The organism is Bacteroides luhongzhouii, from assembly GCF_009193295.2.
GTDB lineage: Bacteria > Bacteroidota > Bacteroidia > Bacteroidales > Bacteroidaceae > Bacteroides > Bacteroides luhongzhouii.
In genome coordinates this window covers 62,887-87,255 of sequence record NZ_CP059973.1, presented here as the reverse complement: position 1 = coordinate 87,255, position 24,369 = coordinate 62,887, and the positions used below count along the sequence as shown (strand labels likewise).

Annotated in this window: 14 protein-coding genes; all 14 read left to right on the top strand. The window is 38.5% G+C overall.

What is annotated here, in order from left to right; genetic code table 11:
- Positions 1-5 precede the first annotated feature (5 nt).
- The 14 genes from GD631_RS00365 (at position 6) to GD631_RS00300 (ending at position 24,366) form a co-directional block, all read left to right on the top strand.
- Positions 6-3,299: a DUF5107 domain-containing protein gene (locus GD631_RS00365; protein WP_143257710.1), complete on the top strand. Its 3,294-nt coding sequence runs from the start codon at positions 6-8 to the stop codon at positions 3,297-3,299.
- 22 nt (positions 3,300-3,321) lie between these two features.
- Positions 3,322-5,271: a glycoside hydrolase family 97 protein gene (locus GD631_RS00360; protein WP_143257711.1), complete on the top strand. Its 1,950-nt coding sequence runs from the start codon at positions 3,322-3,324 to the stop codon at positions 5,269-5,271.
- A 189-nt stretch (positions 5,272-5,460) separates the two neighbouring features.
- Positions 5,461-8,544: a SusC/RagA family TonB-linked outer membrane protein gene (locus GD631_RS00355; RefSeq protein ID WP_143257712.1), complete on the top strand. Its 3,084-nt coding sequence runs from the start codon at positions 5,461-5,463 to the stop codon at positions 8,542-8,544.
- A 21-nt stretch (positions 8,545-8,565) separates the two neighbouring features.
- Positions 8,566-10,302: a RagB/SusD family nutrient uptake outer membrane protein gene (locus GD631_RS00350; RefSeq protein ID WP_143257713.1), complete on the top strand. Its 1,737-nt coding sequence runs from the start codon at positions 8,566-8,568 to the stop codon at positions 10,300-10,302.
- A 132-nt stretch (positions 10,303-10,434) separates the two neighbouring features.
- Complete coding sequence (locus tag GD631_RS00345; RefSeq protein WP_143257714.1) at positions 10,435-12,090, top strand: hypothetical protein; 1,656 nt, start codon at positions 10,435-10,437, stop codon at positions 12,088-12,090.
- 280 nt (positions 12,091-12,370) lie between these two features.
- Entirely contained in the window at positions 12,371-13,066 is a 696-nt protein-coding gene (locus tag GD631_RS00340) for an endonuclease/exonuclease/phosphatase family protein (RefSeq protein ID WP_229067726.1), read from the top strand.
- 9 nt (positions 13,067-13,075) lie between these two features.
- Positions 13,076-14,950, top strand: coding sequence for a glycoside hydrolase family 97 protein (locus GD631_RS00335; protein ID WP_143257716.1), 1,875 nt, complete (start codon positions 13,076-13,078; stop codon positions 14,948-14,950).
- A gap of 1 nt (position 14,951) precedes the next feature.
- A complete protein-coding gene (locus GD631_RS00330; protein ID WP_143257717.1) occupies positions 14,952-16,157 on the top strand; it encodes a glycoside hydrolase family 88 protein in 1,206 nt (401 codons plus the stop codon).
- Between the two features lie 136 nt (positions 16,158-16,293).
- Positions 16,294-18,045, top strand: coding sequence for an alginate lyase family protein (locus tag GD631_RS00325; RefSeq protein WP_185911541.1), 1,752 nt, complete (start codon positions 16,294-16,296; stop codon positions 18,043-18,045).
- Positions 18,046-18,128: 83 nt separating this feature from the next.
- On the top strand, positions 18,129-20,270 hold the full coding sequence (locus GD631_RS00320) for a glycoside hydrolase family 31 protein (RefSeq protein WP_143257719.1): 2,142 nt from the start codon (positions 18,129-18,131) through the stop codon (positions 20,268-20,270).
- 4 nt (positions 20,271-20,274) lie between these two features.
- Entirely contained in the window at positions 20,275-21,363 is a 1,089-nt protein-coding gene (locus tag GD631_RS00315; RefSeq protein ID WP_143257720.1) for an aldose epimerase family protein, read from the top strand.
- A gap of 26 nt (positions 21,364-21,389) precedes the next feature.
- A complete protein-coding gene (locus tag GD631_RS00310; RefSeq protein WP_143257721.1) occupies positions 21,390-22,010 on the top strand; it encodes a hypothetical protein in 621 nt (206 codons plus the stop codon).
- Complete coding sequence (locus GD631_RS00305; protein WP_143257722.1) at positions 21,982-22,128, top strand: glycoside hydrolase domain-containing protein; 147 nt, start codon at positions 21,982-21,984, stop codon at positions 22,126-22,128. Before GD631_RS00310 ends, GD631_RS00305 begins: the two co-directional genes overlap by 29 nt.
- 144 nt (positions 22,129-22,272) lie before the next feature.
- A complete protein-coding gene (locus GD631_RS00300; RefSeq protein WP_244983370.1) occupies positions 22,273-24,366 on the top strand; it encodes an alpha-N-acetylglucosaminidase in 2,094 nt (697 codons plus the stop codon).
- The last annotated feature ends 3 nt before the right edge of the window (positions 24,367-24,369 follow it).

Genomic DNA, 24,369 nt, shown 5'->3' with positions numbered 1-24,369 from the left:
AAAACATGATTGAAGAAGTAAAAGTTTGGGAGGAGGATATTCTTCTTCCTACCTATGCTATCGGTAAAGCCGAGAAAAATCCCATGTTTCTTGAGAAGCGGGTATATCAAGGTAGTAGTGGAGTCGTTTATCCATATCCTGTTATTGAAAAGATAGAAGATACTTGTAAGGAGCAAAGTTATCATGTAATCTATCTGGAAAATGAATATATCAAAGTCATGATTTTGCCCGAATTGGGAGGACGCGTACAAATGGCGTATGACAAGGTGAAACAACGTCATTTTATATATTATAATCATGTCATTAAACCGGCTTTGGTGGGATTAACCGGACCGTGGATTTCTGGAGGTATTGAGTTTAACTGGCCACAACACCATCGTCCGAGCACTTATTTGCCGGTTGACTATCATATAGAAAAGAAAGAAGATGGTAGTGCAATCGTTTGGGTAAATGAAAGAGAACGTATGTTCCATCAAAAAGGTATGGCTGGTTTTACATTACGTCCGGGATGTGCCCGACTTGAAATACAAGGGAAAGTATATAATCCGACTCCTTTCCCTCAAACATTCTTGTGGTGGGCCAATCCTGCTGTTGCAGTGAATGAATATTATCAGTCGGTGTTTCCCGAAGATGTTAATGCAGTTTTCGACCATGGTAAACGTGACGTCTCTCGTTATCCTATTGCTACGGGAACCTATTATAAAATGGATTATTCCTCCGGAGTTGATATCTCTCGTTATAAAAATATCCCTGTACCTACTTCATATATGGCTATACGTTCAAAATATAACTTTGTAGGTGGATACGAGAACGATACACGTGCAGGAGTTTTACATGTGGCAAACCACCATATTTCACCAGGTAAGAAACAATGGACATGGGGTAATGGAGACTTTGGCCAAGCATGGGATCGTAACTTAACGGATACAGATGGTCCGTATATTGAGCTAATGGCCGGTGTGTACACAGACAATCAACCTGATTTTACATGGCTGCAACCTTATGAGGAAAAAACATTTGTTCAATATTTTATTCCTTATAGAGAATTGGGGGTAGTGAAAAATGCTTCTGAAGACATATTGATGAATATTGAAATCGGAGTGGACTGTGCAATTTTGAAGGTATTTGCTACGTCAACACAAACCGGACTTCATATAACTGTAACTCAATTTGGGAATACAGTCCTTGATATTATCAGAGATGTTACTCCTGAAAATGATTTGAGAGAAAAGGTCGAAATTATAGAGATTAAAGACGTATGTGTCACTATCTCTAATTCCAAAGGTAAGTGCTTGTTGAAATGGAGACCAGAGCCAGAAGACATTAAAGAGGTACCGGAAGCGGCTAAGGCGGCTTTAGATCCGAAAGATGTCTCGACTACAGAACAACTGTATCTAACCGGTTTGCATTTGGAACAGTATCGCCATGCTACTTATATGCCTACAGATTATTATCAAGAAGCCCTGAATAGAGATTCGAGTGATGTTCGAAATAACAATGCTATGGGACTTTGGCTATTGCGTAAAGGACAGTTTGCCAAGGCTGAATCTTATTTACGTCAGGCAGTAAAGACTTTGACAGAGAAAAATCCGAATCCTTATGACGGAGAGCCGCTATATAACTTGGGACTCTCTCTTAAATATCAAGACAAGCTCACTGAAGCATATGACTATTTTTATAAGGCATGCTGGAATGATGCATGGCAGCATATGAGTTATTATTCTTTAGCACAGATATCAGCAACATGGAATGACTGGGAAAATGCGCTTTATGAAGTAGACAAATCATTAATGCGAAATTGGTGTAATTTACGAGGTAGGCATTTGAAAACAATCATTTTGCGCCATTTGGGAGAAATGGATAAAGCTTTGGCATTGATAGAGGAATCATTATCCTATGATCACTTTAACTTTGGATGTAGTTTTGAAAAATACCTTATAACAGGAGATGAAGAAAATCTGCATTTATTGATGACACAAATGCGTAGAGAAAGCCATAATTACGAAGAGCTTGCTTTGGATTATGCTTCATGCGGATGTTGGGAGGAAGCACTTAAAGTGGTGAATGCCGCAATTGATTTTTCGGTATTACAACCGACACTATTATATTACTATAAGGCTTGGTTTTTGCTTCGGCTTGGTGAGACAGAAGCAGCTACGGCTGTGGCGAGAGTGGCTGAATTACAATCGCCGGATTATTGTTTTCCAAACACTTTGGAGGCAATATTAGCTCTTCAAACCGTTATTGGACTTATAAAGAAGGCTCCTAAAGCTTTGTATTATTTGGGTAACTTGTGGTATGACAAGAGGCAATATGCGGAAGCTGTAGCTGCTTGGGAGACCTCTGTTGAACAGGATGCTACTTTTCCAGTTGTATTCCGTAATCTTTCTCTGGCATATTTTAATAAATTAGATCGAAAACAAGAGGCGGTTGCTTTATTAGAGAAGGCTTTTTTGTTGGATGTAAAGGATGCTCGTGTGTTGATGGAACTGGATCAATTATATAAGTGTCTTAACCGTCCGCATGAAGAGCGACTGTCTTTACTTGATGCACATAAAGAGGTTACGTTCTCGCGTGACGATCTTTATCTGGAGTATGTGACATTGTTAAATCAGTTAGGGCGTTATGAAGAAGCTATCCACATGATTGATAACCGCCATTTTCATCCTTGGGAAGGTGGCGAAGGGAAAGTACCTGCTCAATATCAATTGTCTCGTGTAGAATTGGTGAAAAAATATCTGAACTTGAAGGAATATGAAAAAGCATTGAAGTTGATAGATGAATGTTTTGTCTATCCTCATAACTTGGGAGAGGGTAAGTTGCAAGGAGCTCAAGAAAATGATTTCAATTATTATAAGGGTTGTATTATGCAAGCGATGGGACGGGATGCAGAAGCACAACGCTTATTTGTGAAAGCTAGTCTGGGAGATAGCCTGCCGGTAGCTGCAATGTATTATAATGATCAGAAACCTGATAAAATATTTTATCAGGGGTTAGCCTTCTTGAAAATGGGGGATGAAGAGAATGCTCGTAGTCGTTTTAATCGGTTGATTGATTTTGGTGAAAAACATTTATTTGATCGCTTCAAAATGGACTATTTTGCAGTATCTCTTCCTGATTTACAAATTTGGGAAGATGATATGAATAAGAAAAATCTCGTTCATTGCAACTATCTGATGGGACTTGGACATTTGGGGCTTGGTAATATGGAGAAGGCAAAAAGCTATTTTGATATTGCATCCCACTTGGATAATAATCATCAAGGTGTACAGATACATAATAATATGATAAATAAGTAATAACTTCTTATGTCTGAAAAATATGAATAAACTAAAAATCAATCTGCTTTTATTGCTTCTGTATCCTTTGTTTGCAGGGGCTAAAGAGGTTAATCTTTCCTCGCCAAATAAAGTATTGCATGTTGTCGTGACGGCTGAAAAGAATGTTTCTATGCAGGTACTGCACAAAGAAAATGTCCTGTTTACAGTTCGTGATATTTACTTGGATACAGATCAAGGTATGTTACCTAAGCTAAATGCAAAAGTACATTCGATAAAGAAAAATGCTGTTGATCAAATAATTGTGCCGGAAATAAAGGAGAAAAATTCTCGGATAGTTGATCGATATAATGAGATTTCATTACTGTTTGCTGACAAGACAAAGCTGGAAATTCGTTTATATGATAATGGAGTAGCTTATCGCATCTCTACCAATTGTAAAGGGGAGCTTACAATTTTTGATGAAGCTGCAGACTTTGCTTTTGATCCTTCTTCCACTTTGTTTTTTCAGAAAGACGCTAATATGAATAGTGACTATGAGGCACCTTATGTAGAACAGAAAATTCAAGATATAGAGCAAGGGGTAACTGGTAATTATCCGGCCTTAGTAAAAACTCCATCGGGAGTGAATGTGCTTTTATTAGAGTCTGATTTGCAGGATTATCCTTGTTTATGGTTAGAAAAAGGGAATAGGGATTTGAGAGCTCATTTCTGGAATTATCCTAAGACTTATAATGTTAAAGGTAATTCAAAGAACAGAAGACAAATTCTTACTTGTGAGAATTACATAGCTAAGACGTCCGGAAAGAGAACTTTTCCTTGGCGTGTGTTTGCTATAGCTTCGGAAGATAAGGATTTGCTGAATAATCAGTTGGTTTATCAGTTGGCACCTAAATGTCAGATTGAGGCTCCCTCTTGGATAAAGCCGGGATGGGTAACCTTTGACTGGTGGGCACGACGGGGATTATATAATGTAGACTTTAAGGCTGGCATTAATACAGAGACTGCTAAATATATGATAGATTTCGCTTCCCATTTTGGCATTCGTTATTTCTTATTTGATGATGGTTGGACATATAAAGAGGATTTGACACGGACGATTGACGGTCTTAATATGAAGGAGGTGGTAGATTATGCTACTTCAAAAGGAGTGGATGTGATGCTTTGGGTCACTTACGATCTATTTGATAGCCAGATGGAAGCTGCGTTGGCTAAATTTTCCGAATGGGGCATCAAAGGATTAAAGATTGATTTTATCAACCGTTCCGATCAAGAGGCATCTAATTTCTACTGGAAAGCTGCAAAAAGAGCGGCTGAGTATAAGATGGTACTTGATTTCCATGGCGCATACCGTCCTGATGGATTAAGAAGAGCCTATCCCAATGTTTTGACAAGAGAGGCTTTGGTGGAATTTGAGCAGAATGGTGGAACTTATAAAGATAATCCGGATAATCGTTGCATGCTTCCTTTTATTCGTAATGTGGCCGGTCCCATGGATTACATCCCCGGAACATTGAATAATGCTACCAAAAAATCATTTCGTTTTAACCATGACACACCGATGGGGCAAGGTACAAGGGCACATTTCATGGCAATGGCCGTTATTGCTGAAAGTCCTATGCAGATGTTGCCAGATCCTCAATCTGACTATTATAAAGAGGCCGAATGTACGGAGTTTTTGGTAAATATCCCTGTTGAGTGGGATGAAATCGTGCCACTTGACAGTAGAATAGGTGATTACGTGACTATGGCTCGTAGAAGTGGAGATTCATGGTATGTAGCTGCTATTACAGATTGGAGTCCAAGAAAGATGAAACTGGATTTAAGCTTTTTGCCTAAAGGGAAGAAGTATAAGATGGAGATTTTTAAAGATGGTATTAATGCTGATATTCGTGCTATTGATTATAAACATGAACTTATAGAGGTTGAAGGTGGGGAAGTTCTGAATATATCTTTAGCTTCAGGCGGTGGTTGGGTTGCTAAGATTTATTAGTCTCAAATCAGTATCAGTATAAAACAGTAGTGTACGTAAGATTGTATGTTTGCAGTAAAATAGTCTATCTTTTTAGATAAATAGTCTATTTGAGTCTCTTGAATTATTCGCTTATTTTGCAATATTCTTAAGAATTGTTAGTTGTAATTAAGTCCGTAATATAAACTTTGTTTAATTAAATCTTTGTTTATGAAATGTAGTAATTTTATGGATCAGAACAAACGTTTCTGGATTTTTAGTTTGTTATGTGCTTTATCTGTTACATTTATGTTTGCGCAAAACATAAGTGTAAAGGGATATGTGTTTGATAAGGGGACTGGTGATCCTTTGATTGGAGCATCGGTTATTCAAAAAGGAACGCAAAATGGTGTCGTATCTGATGTGGATGGTAATTTTGTGATCAATATACCTATAAACGGTACATTGGTGGTACATTACATTGGTTACAACTCAAAAGAAGTTCAAGTGACTTCTGCCGTGAAGAAATTGAAAATTGGGATGGAAGAGAATTCACAGATTCTAGATGAAGTCGTTGCGATAGGCTATGGCTCTGCTAAGAAGAAGGACTTGACAGGGTCTATTGCTTCCATTAGATTAGAAGATTCTCCTCGTATGTCTCTTCCTAATATGAACGTGTTGGATGCTTTGAAAGGTCAACTTCCAGGTTTAGACATTGGTACTGCTACTAATGCGGGAGGTAATCCTAGCTTTAATATCCGTGGTCAAAACTCTATTAAGGCATCCAATAATCCATTGATTGTTGTTGATGGTGTTGTTCATCTCGGAAGTTGGAATGAGTTAAATCCTAGTGATATTGCTTCAGTCGATGTTCTGAAAGATGCAAGCTCCGCAGCAGTTTATGGTTCGAGAGCTGCCAATGGGGTAATTTTGGTTACAACTAAACGTGGTAAGAGTGAAAAGCCGACTATACGTTTTGGCGCGACTGTAGGCTTTCAGACTCCTACAACGAGGCCGGATATGCTTTCTCCTGAAGGATATCTTCAATTAAAGAAAGACTTAAGAAGAATGAACGGTGCTTCTGAAGCAGATTTAGAATTGCAGAATCTGTTGACCCCATATGAATATTCTGCTTACCAGGAGGGCAATATAATTGATTGGTATGATGAATGTGTTAGTATGGGGCTTTCTCAAGATTATCAGCTTAGTATTTCCGGTGGAACGGATAAACTGAACTATTATGTTTCTGGTCAGTTTCTTGATCAAGATGGTATTATGTACAATGACCAATTCAAAAAGTTCTCTGTAACCTCCAAAATAGAATCACAGGTTACAGACTGGCTGAAGGTTGGTTTAAAGTTATCTGTTGTTAACAAAAATGCGGACGGTAAAGAAGCGGATATGAGAAACGCTGTAAACAACACTCCTTATGGTTATAAGTATGTTCGTTTTGAAGGATTTGAACACGAGATGGAGCGTTCTCCTCAGGGACATCAGACTACTATTAACCCGTTGTGGCAGACAAGACAATTCAATGAAGACAGAAATCAGAATTATAATGGTTTGACATTTGCTCGTGTTGATTTGCCTTGGATAAAAGGTTTGTCTTATACATTCAACTTCTCTTTAAATCGTTGGGAAGGACATGGTGCAAACTTCCAAGATGAGCGTTATTTTATGAATACATTGGATGAAAAAGACCTCTATGATCAAACGAAGTATTTGGTAGACGCAAATGGTAGCAAAAGTCATTCTACACGTACAGACTGGTTTATGAACCATTTGGTCAACTTCAATCGTACATTTGGTGATCATTCGGTAGACTTGACTTTATTGGCAGAACGTCAGAGGGCAACTACTACCAAGTCTGAATTGAGTGCTAAAGATTTCAAAGCAGCAGGCTCTACAGTTCTGGGTATTCATTCGCTAGAATTAGGTAATCCTGCAAAAAGAGGTATTAATACCGATAAAACAGTTCTTTCTCAATTGGCCTATATGGCTCGTGCCAATTACGCTTATAAACAGCGTTATCATGCATCTGCTTCTATACGTCGTGATGGCTATTCCGGTTTTGCGGATGGTAATAAATACGGTGATTTTTTCTCGTTAGCCGGTGCATGGACTGTGAGCAATGAAGCTTTTTTTAGAGATCATGTGAAGCTAATCAACTACTTGAAATTTAGATTATCTTATGGTGAAAATGGTAATCCGTCTGTTGGTTCTTATTCCACTTTCTCAAAAATGGGTTCCGGATCTTATCTGTTCGGTCAGGAAACAGCAAACACTTCAGCTTCAAGTGGCTTAGCTAACAAGGCACTCTCTTGGGAAAAGACTGGTGCATGGAATGTTGGAGTCGATTTCTCAATGTTCAATGATCGTTTGAGTGGTAATATCGATTATTACTCTTCAAGAACTGTTGACCTGTTGTTGAATCGTGCTATTCCTGTAATGAATGGTTTTCAGAATGTATCCGATAATATTGGTGAAGTGAAAAACTGGGGACTTGAATTCTCTTTGAGATCAAGGAATATTGAGACAAAAGATTTCTCTTGGTCTACAGGTCTGAATTTTTGGATGAACCGTAATAAGGTGGTTTCACTATATGGCTTGGATGGTGATGGCGATGGTGTAGAAGATGATGATATCGCTAATAATCTTTTTATTGGCAAATCATTAGGTGCAGTCTATACTTATGTATTTGACGGCATTATTCAGGAAGATGACCTCGAATATATGGCAATTTATGGTGGTAATCCAGGTGATGTCAAATTCAAGGATTTAAATAATGATGGTAAGATTGATGCTAACGGTGACCGTAAAATTGTAGGGTATTCTAAGCCTAACTTTACAATGACAATGTCCAACACCTTGACGTATAAAAACTTTGAACTCTATTTTTTACTGAACTGGATTTCTGGTGGTGGAAAAAATAATTATTATATTGCTGATAATATTTATGCTAATTATGTTGGAACCTTTGGCGGTGGTGGTACTGCTAACTGGCTGAATAAGGAATATTGGATGCCTGAACACCCTTCTAACAAGGTTCCTCGTCCAAATTATACGAATCCTTATCAGTATAAGTTCCCACAGCGTCATGACTTTTTACGTCTGCAAGACCTTTCTTTAGCTTATAGATTTGACGAAAAGCTCTTAAGTAAAACTCCTGTTCGGAGCTTGAAATTCTATGTGGCTGCAAAGAACCTTCTGACATTTACTTCTTGGGAAGGAATCGATCCTGAAACAGGTACGGCCTATGCTCATGGTAATCCTGCTTTGCGTAATATAACTATGGGAGTGGAAGTTACATTTTAAATTTAAAAATAGAGGAAAGATATGAAAAAATTAATATGCTTGGCATTGTCACTCTGTTCTCTCTGTGCATGTAATGACAGTGATTTTTTGAAGGAGAATGCAGATGATTTTCTTACAGTCGATAATTCTTATTTAAATGCTTCCCAGTTCAGAACTGGTTTGAATGAATTTTACCGAATTGTTCGTCAGAATTATAATTTTAGGGATGATCCTAATTATTTCTTTCAATTTGGTATTGGTACGGATATTATGTTTCGTCCAGTTTCTGATATGGATATGTATACAGACTGGAGTTTGGTAAATTCGACCACAGATATTTACCGTGTTGTTTATGGACGTCATTTTGGTATGCTTTATAATGTGAATACATTGTTGAAGCAGACGGAAAATCCGGATGTAAGATGGAGCAATGAGGCTGAAAAGTTGGCGGCCCAGGCAGAAGCCCGTTTCTTTAGAGGATATTGTTACCGTTATTTAGGTTTTCTGTTTGGAGGGGTACCTATCCTGACGGAGCCGGTAGGAACTCCATCCCTTGCTTATACACGTGATAGTCGTGAGGATGTGTATAGACAATGTATCGAGGACTTTGATTTTGCGGCTAAGAACCTTCCGGTTTCTGTAACAGAGCCAGGAAGAGTGGTTCAGGCAGCTGCCTATCATTATTTAGCAGAGATGTATATTGCTCTTGGGGATGAAACTGGCGATAAGAGCATGTATCAAAAAGCGATAGATGCAGCCTCTATGGTAATTGACCAAAAGGTAGGAGAGTATCATTTGATGACAGAACGCTTTGGATGGCGTAAGGATGTAGCAGGGAAGGATGCCTTTTGGGATCTGTTCCAAATGAAAAGCGAAGATGGATTCTCGAATTTTAGTTATCAGACTGGAAACAAAGAGTCTATTTGGGTTATTCAGGTAGATAAATTCGTACAGGGTGGATTAAATGATGGTTTAGCTACCCGTACTGATCAAGAACGTGTATTCTGGCCAGCTTTTTGGGGAACTACAAAATTTGGTTATGACGGAAATGCCCGTGACTGGACTGGCCGTGGTATTTCTTGGGTACGTCCTACTCCGTACTTCTGTTATGATTTGTGGGGAAAATCAGGTTCGGAGGATCAGCGTAATGCGGAATTCAATATCAATCGTATTTATAGAGCTCCTAAACCAATCGTTAATGGTGTTGAAGTGGATGATCCTAATAAGGTTTACGAAACAGGTGTGACTTTGGAGGATGGAACAAATATTGTAGTAAAACTGAGACCGGGTGATATTATTAAGAAAGAGTGGCTAACTACCAGACAAGATACAATGGAGCGTTTTTATCCTCGTATCATGAAATGTGGTTCAGATTGGCACTATGCTGCCGAACCGGCTAATGGTTTTGTTATGGAATGGTACGCTATTCGTTTAGCTGAAACTTATTTGATACGTGCTGAGGCGTATTTGAAGAATGACAACAAAGATAAAGCCGCTGCAGATATCAATGTAGTAAGAAACCGTGCCAATGCAAAACCGGTGGAAGCTGCAGATGTGAACATTGATTATCTACTGGATGAGAGAGCCCGTGAACTTTATGCTGAAGAATTCCGTACACTTACCCTATGCCGTATGGGACTGCTTTACGATAGGGTTAAGAGGTTTGGTTATGAGGCTTCTGCAAAGACAGTGCGAGAAAGAAATAACCTAGGTCCTATTCCCCAATCGGTTATTGATGCGAATTCCCAAGCAGAGTTCCCCAATAATCCAGGATTCTGATAATTTGTTGATATAGGTATTATTTAGATAATTATTAATTGGCAAGTTGATTTAGATTTATTACTGAATGGAGATAAATACTCTATCTTCTTGCCGATTAATTTCATTGAAAATCTTTATTAAACAGACATTATGAAAAACTATAGTTTTATAAATCTATTTGTTGTTATGGTGTTTTCACTTTTGTTGGGAGCATGTGACTATGACGACGATTATGTAAGTTATTCTATTGATTTAAAGGATACTCCGGATCAATACGAATATTTGGATGAAAATGGTGAATTGGAGATACCCTTGTATGTCGCCTCTGAGGCCGGCATAAAGAGTGCTTATTACAAAGTGGGCGTGAAAAATGATGAAGGTAAGGTTGTGATTGGTAATGCGGTAGATATTCCGGTTCCTGAAAAATCATCGAATGATATATTGTCAGTTAAAATTCCGGTGGTCAAGAATATGTCCCATATATTCTTTGCTGTATTTGACAAAAACGATCAATTGTACAAGAGAACGGTTACTGTTGCAGAAGTAAGAAACGCTCCTGTTTTAGCATTTAAGGATAATGTTGACCAGAAAAAGACGGTTTGCGTAGGCATTCCTTTCAATATCAAAGGAGAGATTCAGAGCGAATACGAACTGGCTTCAGTTTGGGCTGTTCCGGTGGTTAATGGAGTGGAAAAAGAGGCAGTTCAAGGAAGTTTATCTTCTACTAATTTTGAGCTCTCTATTCCGGTAGAGGCTGGCTTACAGTCTGTTCTTGTAAAAGCAGCTAATGTTCATGGTGGAGTTGCTACTAAAGAATTTAAAGTTCTGAATGTAGTGATGGAAGATTTCTTGGACCTGACATTTACCAGTGATTTGACAGAATTGAACAGAACTATTATAGGTAAGGTAAAGTCAATTGATGGAATAATAGCATCAGGTTCTGATATCGTTTCCGTGAAATATGCAATAAAGAAAAATGGTTCATTGGGCAATTATACAGAATTACCTCTCATTGACAGTGAAGGGAATGAAGCTAAATTCTCTATCCAGTTAACAGGTGAAGAGGGGATGGAATCTGTGGAGATTGTTGCAGCCAATCAAGGAAATGTAACAACTACCGAGAAACCCAGAGTAAAGGTATTAAGTGCATCCAGAGTTGCTTCTTTGACAGATGTTACTATGTCTACAGACCCTGCAGATAATGCTTGTTTCCTTGCATTATTTGAAGAAACCCCTGTATTTGGTGTATCAACAGCGATAAATAAACAAGAAAGAATTGATTTTTACTTGGCAAACAAAGGAAATGGGGTTCAACCTTTGTCACCTCATGCTTATGGAGCAGGTGATGCTTATTATAATGCATCTAAACCTTATATTACTGGTTTTGAGACATTGACTTATGCCTTTATATCTGCTAAGCGGGGAAAAATAACTAAGGATGCGTTTGATGCTATCTCATCTGAGCAAGGGTTGCAAGAATTCTTGGAATCAAGTATCATACCTCCTTCTCCTGATGGTGAAAATTATAAGATTTACACAGCAAGTCGTCGGGTGGGCGATACATTTAATGATACAAGTAAGAAAGAGGGAGGTTTCCTTTTCGGTTGGGGTACTCATTCCCATCCGACTGTATCACCAGCTGTGGGTGTCAGCAATGTTGCATTTGCCATTTTTTATGTGAAAAGTGTGACAAAGAAAGCTAATGGTCATTGGACTATGGTGTTTGATGTGAAGTATCCATTGACAGATGAACGTGCTGCAAATACGGGTGGGTCTATAGCACCCTATGCTCCTTTTCCATTGTAATTTCGGATAAGGAAAGAATCAAGTAGCAAGGTAGAAGCTATTCATAAAGGGGCTGACTAAAAAGTTTTAACTTAATACCCCCCTCTGACTACAGACATATGTAGAAAGAATATTGTAAATAGAACTTTTTAGTTAGCCCCTGTTATTTTATTAGTAATTATAATTGGAGTGATAAGTTTAAAGCTGAATTGGAACTATGAAACTGAAAATATTTCTTGTTTTTTTCATTACCTCTCTGTTTTCTTGTTTGTCTGCCCAGGAACCAGTGCGTTTAAAGGTCATGACTTATAATCTGCGTTTTGGGGAGCTTTCTTCATTGAAGAATATTGCAGATTTTATTGCTGGAAATGAACCGGACTTCGTTGCTTTACAAGAACTGGATTGCATGACCAGACGTGAGAGAACACCACATCAGCATGACAAGAACTTTATAACGGAGCTGGGCTATTACACAAAGCTGTTTCCTCTGTATGGCAAAACTATACCTTATGCGGGTGGTTTTTATGGCATTGGAATGTTGACTAAATATCCGTATATAAATGTACAAAAGATTATGTTGCCTAAACAGGATGTCCGGCATGAAGCACGTGCACTGTTGATGGCTGAGATGGAATTGCCAAGTGGAGATACAATTATAGTCGCTTCTACCCATTTGGACTACACCTCTTCTGAATCTCGTGCCGAGCAGTTGAAGGTGATTACCAAAATACTGGAAGAAAAGCGTTTCCCTATTATTTTAGGGGGAGATTTTAATACAAAACCGGATTCTGACGAGATAAAAAAATATTTTAAGACATGGCAGTCTCTTTCAGATAATACCGTATTGACATCCCCTTCCAAGCATCCTCGGAATAAGATAGATTATTTGTTTGGTTATCCCCAAAAGAGTTGGAGACTACTCTCTTCTAAAGTAGAGAATATATTGCTCTCCGATCATTTGCCGATTGTGTCTGAAATAGAATTAGTTAATAAGTAAAATAAGGTTATGAAGATTTTTAGTTTTATTCTTCTTTTCATATTAAGTATGATGTCGGGATACGCTGAGAATACCGTCAAGGTTTTGTTCTCTCCTGATAATAATGTTGCATTCTCTGCCTACGAGGCAGGCGGTTTGCTGAAATACAAGATTTCTTATAAAGGAAAGCCTGTCATTTTGGAGTCACAACTTGGTATAGATGGTTGGTCGCAAAATCTGGAAATCGAGCGTATTGACTCTTTATCTGTAAATAAGACTTGGCATCCGGTTTATGGTGAACGAGCCGTAGTCGAGGATTGTTACAAAGAATATAACTATACGTTGAAAATAAAAGGACGGGGGAGTCGGCTTGCATTAATTGTGAGAGCTTATAATTCAGGTATTGGTTTTAGATATAAATATTTAGGCAGTTCTTATCTGCGTATTAGTAAAGAAGAAACAACTTTTGTCGTCCCTGAAAATACTTACTGCTGGTTTGCGCCTTTTGCTCAAGCAGAGCACAAACGTATGTTAGTGAAGGACTGGCCGGGTGAGGCCGAGAGACCGTTGACGCTCCAATTGGAAAATGGATTGTATGCAAGTCTGGCAGAAGCGGAAATGGTAAATTATAGTAGAACTAAGTTTGTGTTGCGGAAAGGTGAAAGTAATGTGATTCGTTGTAAAATGTATGATGCTGTGGAAGACATAGCTCCCTTTGAAACTCCTTGGAGAGTGGTGATGGTGGGTGAACAGCCTAAAGACCTAATCAACAATAATGATCTTATTTTGAACCTTAACCAGGCTTGCCAAATAGAGGATACGGAATGGATTAAGCCCGGACGCATTATCCGTACTGTTTCTTTGACAACAGAGGGAGCAAAAAAAGTAGTGGATTTTGCAGTAAAAAGAAATCTTGATTATATTCATTTTGATGCAGGCTGGTATGGCTCCGAAACTTCAAAAGATTCAGATCCCAGAAAGTCAGACGTTGATCCGCAACGTTGTTCTGTGAATGATTTGGATATACCTACCGTTGTGCAGTATGCAAAAAGTAAGGGAGTTGGGGTGTGGCTGTATGTCAATCAACGTGCTCTTGCTGCACATTTGGATGAGATTCTACCATTGTATGAGTCTTGGGGGATCGCTGGTATTAAATTTGGTTTTGTTCATGTCGGTTCGTTCAGGTGGAATATCTGGCTTCACGAGGCTGTTAAGAAATGTGCGAAATACCACCTGATGGTTGATATTCATGATGAATATAGGCCAACCGGTTTTAGTCGCACTTATCCAAACTTGTTGACTCAAGAAGGTGTGAGAGGCAATGAAGAATTTCCTGATGGGGTAAATAATACCACATTACCGTTTACTCGCTTTATTAGTGGCGCAGCAGACTGTACAGTTTGTTATTATCATAGAAAAGAGCTGAAACCCGGATTGGCACAGAGTCTAAATGCACGTTCATTGCTAAATACCTCTTGCCATCAGATGGCATTATCCGTTATTAATTACAGTCCTTTGCAGTTCTTGTATTGGTACGACACACCGGAAGATGTAAAAGATGAACCCGAATTATTTTTCTTTGATAACTTACCCACTACATGGGATGATTCAAAGACGCTTGATGGTGCTATTGGAGAATATATAGCGATGGCCCGTAAAAAAGAGGGTGTTTGGTACGTCGGATGCATTACTAATAATGATGCAAGAGATTTGGACATCTCTCTCGACTTTTTGGATAAAAACAAGAAGTATGAACTGACTCTATTTACAGATGGAGGCGAAAAAGTAAAAACAAGAACACATGTGGATATTAAAACGAAGAAAGTAACCAGTCGGACAATACTGAATTTGTCGCTTTTACCTCGTGGTGGTGCTACAATGATTATTAAAGAATTGAAAAAGTGATATGAAGAAATGTATATTAGGTAGTCTGCTTGCACTTTTCTGTTCATGTTCTTCTCATTCTGATTTTGATGTGGCTTCTTCATTGAATTATTGTGAGGAACAAACTAAAAAAAGTCTTGCAGTGTTGAATGATACAACCCGAATGCCACGGAATATTTTGTCCGGTGAGGGACAAAAACAATGGAATTGTACTTCCATTTATGATTGGACAAGTGGTTTCTGGCCGGGTATTTTATGGTATGTGTATGAGTATACGCGTGATAATGAAATCAAGAAACAGGCTGAACGTTACTCTTCAGCCCTGTTTCCTGTAGTAGATCGTAAAGCCGATGATCATGATTTGGGTTTTATGATGTTTTGTAGTTCCGGCAATGCTTACAGGCTTACAGGAGAGCAAAAATACAAAGAAATATTGCTTCGTACAGCTGATTCGCTAGCCACTTTGTTTGACAAGAGAGTGGGGACGATTCACTCGTGGCCCGGAATGCGGAAACAAAAGGGATGGCCGCATAATACGATTATTGACAATATGCTTAACTTGGAACTCCTGTTTTGGGCTTCTAAAAACGGGGGAGGCAAAGATTTGTACAATATAGCTTATAGCCATGCGCTGGTGACTTCACGAAATCAGTTCAGAGAAGACTACAGTACCTGTCATGTGGTTGTATATGACACAATCAATGGGAAGCGAATCAGCCAATTAACACATCAAGGGTATGCGGATAAGTCAATGTGGGCACGGGGACAGGCATGGGCTATTTATGGTTTCACCATGTGTTATAGAGAAACGGGTGAACCGTCTTTTTTGGAGATAGCACAAAAGGCGGCAGACATTTATTTGAAAAGACTGCCTGAGGACTATATTCCTTATTGGGATTTTGATGTTCCCAATTTACTCAATGAACCTCGTGATGCTTCGGCAGCTGCTGTGGTGGCTTCGGGACTGTTAGAACTGAGCTCGTATGTGAAAGACAAGGCAAAGGCGGATGCCTATTTTAATTCTGCAGTAGAAATGATAAAGGCATTATCTTCTCCAGCTTATCGAGGCGGACAAACTAATAATGCGTTTCTTCTTCATTCCACAGGACATAAGCCTGGTGGAACGGAAATAGATGCGTCAATCATATATGCTGATTATTATTATATAGAGGCATTAATCCGTTTGAATAAAATTTATAATAATGGTAAGCCAAACAGTGATGAATAAATCTGTTTTATTTATATACTTGTTATTTTTTGTTGGAACAGCTTTTGCCCAACAAGATGAGAATTTTTATTTTTATTCTGCAGAGGATATCAGTAATATAAAATCCTCGTCTAAGACAAAGTGGGGGAAGAAAATTTTGGGTGAACTTGCTGGAACCATTGCGGAAAGGGAAAAACATTCATTAGCTATACCAGCTTTGGAAGGTGGGCATGGGCATCATTATTTTTGTCCGATTCATAACACCCAATTTGTATTTGACTGGGAAAGCCCCAAAGCGCACTATTGCACAGTATGTAAGAAGAAATGGAGTGATGTTGACAGGTATGACTGGGCATGGGTGAATTTTGTTCATGGAGCTAACTTGGACTATTTGAAGGCGAATATGTATTTGTATTTAGCCACAGATGAAAAAAGATATGCGGATAATATAACTTCCATGCTCTTGGACTTATCTCATAAGTATCCTGCCTATAAAATCCATGACCGGGAGCGAAAATATACTCCGGGCACTAGCGGCAAACTGTTCTCCCAAAGCTTGGATGAAGCTGTATGGGCTATAGATGCGGCCCGTGCATTTTTGGTTGCTTCTGTAGAAATGACACCGCAAGAACGTCTTCAAATAGAAAAAGGTTTCCTGCGTCCCTGTGCAGACTTGCTGCTATCCAGCCGCGATAAGGGGAACTGGCAAGTTTGGCATAATGGAGGAATAATAGCATTAGGGGTTGCTTTGAAAAATGATTCTATCATCAATGCTGCTTTAAACAAACCGGATCTGGGATATTATGATATGCAGAAAAAGAATGTATATAATGATGGCTGGTGGAATGAAGGATCGGTTGTTTATCATTTTTACCCTTTAAGGGCTATTCTTCTTTCTGCTGAGGCAGTAAGGTGTCGTCATATAAACCTGTATGACGAGAAGGTTATTAATATGTTTTTGTCTCCGGTCAATATGCTTTACTCGGATCTAATGTTTCCTTCTCAAAACGACGGTTGGTATGGAACAACATTGTTAGAACAGGCTGGCTTATATGAAATAGTTGCTTTGCGTACAGGAAATCAAAAGATAATAGATGTATTGGCAGCTTGTTATGAGAAAATAGAACGGAAATCACCAGATGCGTTAATTAATGGAATGGAGCTGAAATGTCATGATTCCGGAGTTTCTTTAAGTAGTCATTTATTTCCCGATTTAGGTGTTGGTGTATTGCGCTCTAAGAATAAAACGGTTGTTCTGAAGAATGGTCCCAGTGGTGGGTTGCATGGACATCCGGATAAATTGTCTATCAGCATTCATGACGGACGTAGGGAAATCCTGCCGGACTTGGGAACTACAGCTTATGGTGTGCCGGATTGCTATGCCTGGTATCGAAAAACAATATCTCATAACACAGTGACTATTGATAAGAAAGATCAAAAAGCATCTAAGGGGAAAATAGTATTATTTAAGCCGACTTCTCGCGGAGGTGTAATAGAGGCTGTGTCTGACAGTGCATATGTAGGAGTGAATATGCATCGCACTCTTTCCTTAGAAGGTATAAAGTTGGTAGATCATTTTACATGTGAGTCGGATGTGGAACATACTTATGACTATACATTGATATTGCGTGATTCCATCTCTCTACCGTCAGAAAGGAAAGACACATTACTTGAATATGAAAGGATATCAAAAGTACGTAGGAGTCCTGGTAAAGGCACCTTTTCTTTTTCTATGAGTGATGGAACAAAACTCTCTTTAGTAGTTCATTCTCCGTATGAATTATTTATTGGAGTAGCTCCCGGTATTCCACCTAAAGGATTGAAGAAAGGTGAAGATGTCTACCCGTTGATTATTCGAACCAAAGGTAAAAAAATGGATATTAAAGCCATTTGGACTTTTGTTGATTGATTGCCTTAGATATCTAAATTTCGGTAGAAGCGTAAGATGAAAGGAAGTCTTGTTAGAAAAATAAATTCATTAAAAAATATAATATGAAAATATTTCTTTCCGTTTTATTCGTTTGGTGTTGTACGTCTGTATACGGATATAATAAAATTTCAATAGATACATTGGGTAACGGAATTATCCGTTTGTCTGTAGGAACTCCGGACGAACATACCCCTTATGATTTTTGTCCGAAGAAACCCAAACAGGGAAGTTTGGAAAAACTACCTGAAGGTACGCTTCCTTTTATATTGGAAGATATAGACTTGCAAATTTCTAGCCGTGGTGGACGGGTGCGTATACCATTGCTGAATGACGAACAGCTTTATGGCTTTGGACTTCAAATAGGTTCATTCCAACAGAGGGGACTGAAGAAAAAACCGATAGTAAATGACCATCCTCTGAACACATTAGGATACACGCATGCCCCTCAGCCATTTTATATTTCAAGCAAAGGATATGGCATTCTGATTAATACATTGCGCTATACAACCTTTTATTGTGGCACGCATACTGAAAAACATACCCAAAAGAAAATAATTTCTTCAAATGGTGAAGTAAAGAATTCAACAGAAGAACTTTATGAAAACAAGAAATCAGGCAATTATGTCTATATTGATATTCCCAATTGTAAAGGAGTTGAAGTTTTTGTTTTTAAAGCTTCCAATGTAAAAGAAGTTGTCCAGAAATACAATCTGCTTTCCGGAGGTGGCTGTTTGCCTCCGATGTGGGGACTTGGATTCAAATATAGAACGAAAACAGATTTTACTCAAGAAGGCGTGATGAGGGTACAGGCTTATTTCAGAGATAAGAAGATTCCTTGTGACGTGATTGGACTGGAACCGGGATGGCATACCGCAGCTTATTCTTGTTCTTATGTTTGGAATGAGAAACGTTTTCCAAATCATCGTTCAATGTTAAAAGCCCTGAATGAGAATAACTATAAAGTGAATCTTTGGGAACATGCATATGTACATCCTACATCACCATTGTGGGAGCCGCTAAAAGATTATTCAGGAGATTTTCTGGTTTGGGGTGGCTTAGTCCCGGATTTTGCATTGCCGGAAACAAGAAAGCGTTTCTCTGATTATCATAAACAGCTCATGAGAGAAGGTATTTCGGGATTCAAATTGGATGAGTGTGATAATTCTGATATTTCTGTAGGCAATTCAACCTGGGGATTTCCTGAAATGAGCACTTTCCCTTCCGGGATGGATGGTGAACAAATGCATCAGGCATTGGGGCTATTGTATTTGAGAACATTAAATGATATGTATGAAAGCGAGAATCGGAGAACCTTTCAAGATTATCGCTCTTCCGGTTTGTTCGCTTCTTCGGTTCCGGCTTCTTTATATAGTGATATTTATGGATATAAAGATTACATTCAAATGATCAGTAACTCAGCTTTTGGTGGTTTGTTGTGGTCTCCGGAAGTTCGTCAGTCCGGATCTAAATCTGAATTTTTTAGACGTTTGCAACTAGTGTTGTTGTCGGCTCACGCTGTGGTAGATAGTTGGTTCCTGCAGAATCCTCCCTGGTTGCAATATGATAAAGATAAGAATAATACTGGAATTTTTTTGGCCGACAGTGTTGAAATGGAAAATATAACGCGCAAACTTATAAATACCCGCATGAGGTTGTTACCGTATTTATATGATACATTTGCCCGTTATCATATGGAAGGTATTCCTCCATTTCGTCCTTTGTTGATGGATTTTCCTATGGATGCTAAAACACTGAATCTATCAGATCAATATATGATGGGAGATAATTTGCTGGTTGCCCCTTTACTGGATGATACTGGAAAGAGAAAAGTCTATTTTCCGGCAGGTGCATGGTATAATTTTAATACGAATGAACGTTACGAGGGAGGTAGAGAATACGAAGTTGCCATTGCTTTGGATGAAATGCCTTTGTTCGTTAAAGACGGTACAATTTTACCTTTGGCAGATCCGTTGCAGTTTGTTTCTGAAACTTCCGTTTTTAATATAACCTGCCATGTCTATGGCAATCCTGATGGAAAGCAATGTACATTATTTGAAGATGACGGAGTTAGTTATGATTTTGAAAATAAGAATTGTTACAATTGGTTGACATTGGGAGTTAAAAAGGGAAAAGGCTATTACAAACGTCAAGGTTCTTTCAGTGGACGGAGATATAACATCAATAAATGGGCATTTATAAAATAAAAAAATGATTGGAGCTTCTACTTCAGCTATGATAAACAGGCAGACGAATAATAAGAAAGAGCAGGTGATTACACTTAGGAATAGCAATGGTTTAGTTGCCCGCTTCTCGCCCTATGGAGCGCGCTGGTTAGATATGTTTGTTCCCGACAGGAATGGCTGTTTTGACGATGTTTTGTTAGGATTCAGTGATTTGGCGGGCTATGAATGTGCTTCTGAACAATATTATGGTGCTATTGTCGGACGTGTTTGTGGGCGTATTAAAAATGCTCATTTTAGTATAGGTGAGGAGTCTTATGATTTGGCTGCCAATGATATATATGGTAAACCTACATTTAATCATCTGCATGGAGGAATTTTAGGATTTCATAATCGTTTTTGGGATAGTTCGGTTAAGCAGAATGAAAAAGGAGAAGAAACAGTCATTTTTGCTTGTTTGTCTGAAGATGGGGAGGAAGGGTATCCCGGGAATGTAAGTATTTCTGTGAGTTATACATTAACGGACGATAATTCAATAGAAATGGTTTGTAAAGCTACAACTGATAAAGTAACGCCTATAAATGTGACAAATCATGCATTCTTTAACTTGTCTGGAGTTCGGAAGAATAAAGATGTTTTATCCCATAGTCTTAGATTGTGTTCATCTCAAATAATAGCTTGTGATGATGAATTGATTCCTACAGGAGAGTTGATTTCTGTAGCCGGAACTGTATTGGACTTTAGGAAACCGCGACAGATTTCTGATGCTTTAGTGACTGATTACTTAGGGATTAAGCGACAGAATGGTTTCTCACTTGCTTATACGTTATGTAATGAAAATGACCGTTCGCTTGCTGCAGAATTGTACGATAAAAATAGTGGACGGAGATTATCTATTTATACCAATCAGCCATCTTTGCAGGTATACACAGGTTATTTAATGGATGGTTCTGATGTGGGAAAAGGTAATATTCCTTATTATGCGAATGCTGGAATTGCTTTAGAAACTCAAGGATACCCGGATGCGGTACATTGGAAGTGTTTTCCATCTGTATTTTTAGATACTGATGAAGAATATTTGCAATATACAAAGTATAAGTTTTCCATTGATGATTAGTTGTGATTATTGATAATTCTATTAAGATGCGCCATTTTTGCTGGATATTTATATTCGATTTATTATACTGCTTATATGCCAATGCCTCTATTGGCTTAAAGGATTATACGCAATATGTAAATCCTTTTATAGGTACTCAGGGGGGTGGCAATTGTTTTCCTGGTGCTATTAGACCGTTAGGATTTGTTCAACCTAGTCCGGAGACTACTTCTGATTATTATACAGGTTATGAAGGGAAGCATATTTCCGGTTATCAATATAGTGATCCATATATATGGGGATTTACTCAAACTCATTTAAACGGGGTGGGTTGCCCGTCATTGTCTGATATTTTGTTGTTGCCCTATTCGGGTGAAGTGAAAAGGACAGGAAAACGTTCTGATTTTCGTTCGACTTATAAGAAAGAAGCGGAACAGGCTGCGCCAGGCTATTATGCTGTTGAGTTAATCACTCATCAGGTCAGAGTTGAATTAACAGCTTTGGATCACGTCGCATATCATCGTTATACATATAAAGATAATCAAACGGCTCATCTATTGATTGATTTACAATATGGTAGAAGTTGGAATGTGGACAATATAAAGGATAATGTGCTTGAGGCTGAACAGAAGTTTGTAGATGATTATACATTGTGCGGATATCGATAATGGTCGCGAGACAGTGTCCAAACTCTTGGAAGGTATTTATGACGATTATTGCGTTGCACAGATGGCCAAGGCTTTGGGAAAATGGACAGAATTTGATTCGTTGTTTAAGGTGCAGTAATTCTTATTGTTTGAAGCTTTGGCAGACATGTAAACTTTTTAAATAGATTAGTTACTTTAATAATAATTTTGTATTATGAAAAACTTGTTTGGTAAGAAGAGTATGTTATTGTTGCTTGTTTATACTTATTGTTTATCGGTATCTATGGCTGTTGCTACTGATAAAAGCTTTCCTGCACAAAAAGTAATAAACAGACAATTTGGGGATGGTCTTAAAAATGTTATTTTTAAGATGATAGAACCTTGTGAAGGGAAAGAGACCTTCTTGATAGAGTCTTCTAAAGGAGTCTTGACCATTAGTGGAAGTAGCCAAGTTGCTTTATGTTTTGCTTTTCGATATTACCTGAAAAATGTTTGTGGAGCCATGAAAACCTGGAGTGGAGAGCACCTTTCTTTACCTGAAACATGGCCGGAGTATAATTCGGCAAAGCAAACGACTCCGTATGATTATAGATATTTCTTGAATGTTTGTACTTATGGCTATACTGCTCCTTATTGGAATTGGGAACGTTGGGAAAAGGAGATTGATTGGATGGCTTTACATGGAGTAAATCTGCCTTTGGCTACAGTAGCGGCAGAGGCCATAGCCGAACGTGTGTGGTTGCGTTTGGGATTAGATAAAAAGGATATACAGTCTTTTTTTACAGCTCCGGCTCATTTGCCATGGCATCGCATGGGAAATTTGAATTCTTGGGATGGAGGACTGTCTGACAGCTGGCAAAAAGATCAGATACATCTGCAACACTTAATTTTAAATCGGATGCGAGAATTGAATATGCATCCCATCGCACCGGCTTTTGCAGGATTTGTACCTATGGCCTTTGTGGAGAAACACCCGGAGATAAAGTTTAATCATTTGAAATGGGGAGGTTTTGATGAAAAATACAATGCCTATGTATTGCCTCCGGACTCTCCTTTTTTTGTGGAGATAGGAAAGATGTTTGTGGAAGAGTGGGAAAAAGAATTCGGGAAAAATGATTTTTACCTGTCGGATAGTTTTAATGAGATGGAGCTTCCCGTAGCGAAAGATGATACGGAAGGAAAACATAAGTTGCTTTCCCAATATGGTGAAACCATTTACAAATCTATCTCTGCAGGTAATCCTGATGCAGTATGGGTGACTCAAGGGTGGACCTTCGGCTATCATCATTCTTTTTGGGACAAGGAAAGCTTAACAGCTTTGTTAAGTCATGTGCCGGATGATAAGATGATAATAATCGATTTGGGGAATGAATTCCCGAAGTGGGTATGGAAGACGGAACAAACTTGGAAAGCGCATGAAGGATTTTATGGTAAGAAATGGATCTTTAGTTATGTTCCGAATTTTGGAGGTAAGAATTTGTTGACTGGAGATTTGGGATTATATGCATCAGCTTCGATTGAGGCCTTGCACTCTAAATATGGAGAAAAATTAGTTGGTTTCGGTTCTGCACCGGAAGGTCTTGAGAATAATGAGGTCATATATGAACTGCTTGCAGATGTTGGGTGGAGTAAATCTGCCATAGATTTGGATTTATGGTTGAAAGAATATTGTATAGCCCGTTATGGGGGATATCCGAAGAAGATGAGTGAGGCATGGAGTTTGTTAAGAAAAAGCTCATATGGTACATTCTATTCTTATCCCCGTTTTACTTGGCAAACTGCTGTACCTGATAGTAGGAGAAAGAGCAAAGTGGATATGAGTGATGACTTTTTTCATGCCATAGAATTGTTTTTAAGTTGCTCTGATAATTTGAAAGAATCTGATCTTTATAAATATGATGCTATTGAATTTGCTTCTTATTACTTATGTGCAAAAGCCGATTTATTATATGTAAAAGCATTGGAAAAGAAACAGATGGGTGCTAAGAATGAGGCTAATAAACTATTGGAAAAGGTTGTTGCTTTGTTACAGCAGGCAGATAAACTGCTTCTGTCTCATCCTCTTCATCGACTGGACAGGTGGGTCGAACAGGCTAGAAACTGCGGTCAGTCTGTAGTGGAAAAAGATTTTTATGAAGCAAATGCAAAACGTTTAATAACAACGTGGGGAGGAATACAGGAAGATTATGCTGCGCGTACATGGTCTGGTTTAATAAAGGATTATTATATACCTCGTTTGCAACTTTATTTTTCCGATAAAAAAAAGGATGATTGGGAGGAAAAGTGGATAACTACACCATGGCATAATACTACGGAGCCCTTTCAAGAACCTCTGGATGAGGCTGTAAAATTGGTGAGAGATGCTGTGGCTTTGTGATAT

Coding starts and splice junctions, on each gene's coding strand:
- GD631_RS00365 (WP_143257710.1), top strand. CDS start 6: ATGATTGAAGAAGTAAAAGTTTGGGAGGAGGATATTCTTCTTCCTACC.
- GD631_RS00360 (WP_143257711.1), top strand. CDS start 3,322: ATGAATAAACTAAAAATCAATCTGCTTTTATTGCTTCTGTATCCTTTG.
- GD631_RS00355 (WP_143257712.1), top strand. CDS start 5,461: ATGAAATGTAGTAATTTTATGGATCAGAACAAACGTTTCTGGATTTTT.
- GD631_RS00350 (WP_143257713.1), top strand. CDS start 8,566: ATGAAAAAATTAATATGCTTGGCATTGTCACTCTGTTCTCTCTGTGCA.
- GD631_RS00345 (WP_143257714.1), top strand. CDS start 10,435: ATGAAAAACTATAGTTTTATAAATCTATTTGTTGTTATGGTGTTTTCA.
- GD631_RS00340 (WP_229067726.1), top strand. CDS start 12,371: ATGACTTATAATCTGCGTTTTGGGGAGCTTTCTTCATTGAAGAATATT.
- GD631_RS00335 (WP_143257716.1), top strand. CDS start 13,076: ATGAAGATTTTTAGTTTTATTCTTCTTTTCATATTAAGTATGATGTCG.
- GD631_RS00330 (WP_143257717.1), top strand. CDS start 14,952: ATGAAGAAATGTATATTAGGTAGTCTGCTTGCACTTTTCTGTTCATGT.
- GD631_RS00320 (WP_143257719.1), top strand. CDS start 18,129: ATGAAAATATTTCTTTCCGTTTTATTCGTTTGGTGTTGTACGTCTGTA.
- GD631_RS00315 (WP_143257720.1), top strand. CDS start 20,275: ATGATTGGAGCTTCTACTTCAGCTATGATAAACAGGCAGACGAATAAT.
- GD631_RS00310 (WP_143257721.1), top strand. CDS start 21,390: ATGCGCCATTTTTGCTGGATATTTATATTCGATTTATTATACTGCTTA.
- GD631_RS00305 (WP_143257722.1), top strand. CDS start 21,982: ATGATTATACATTGTGCGGATATCGATAATGGTCGCGAGACAGTGTCC.
- GD631_RS00300 (WP_244983370.1), top strand. CDS start 22,273: ATGGCTGTTGCTACTGATAAAAGCTTTCCTGCACAAAAAGTAATAAAC.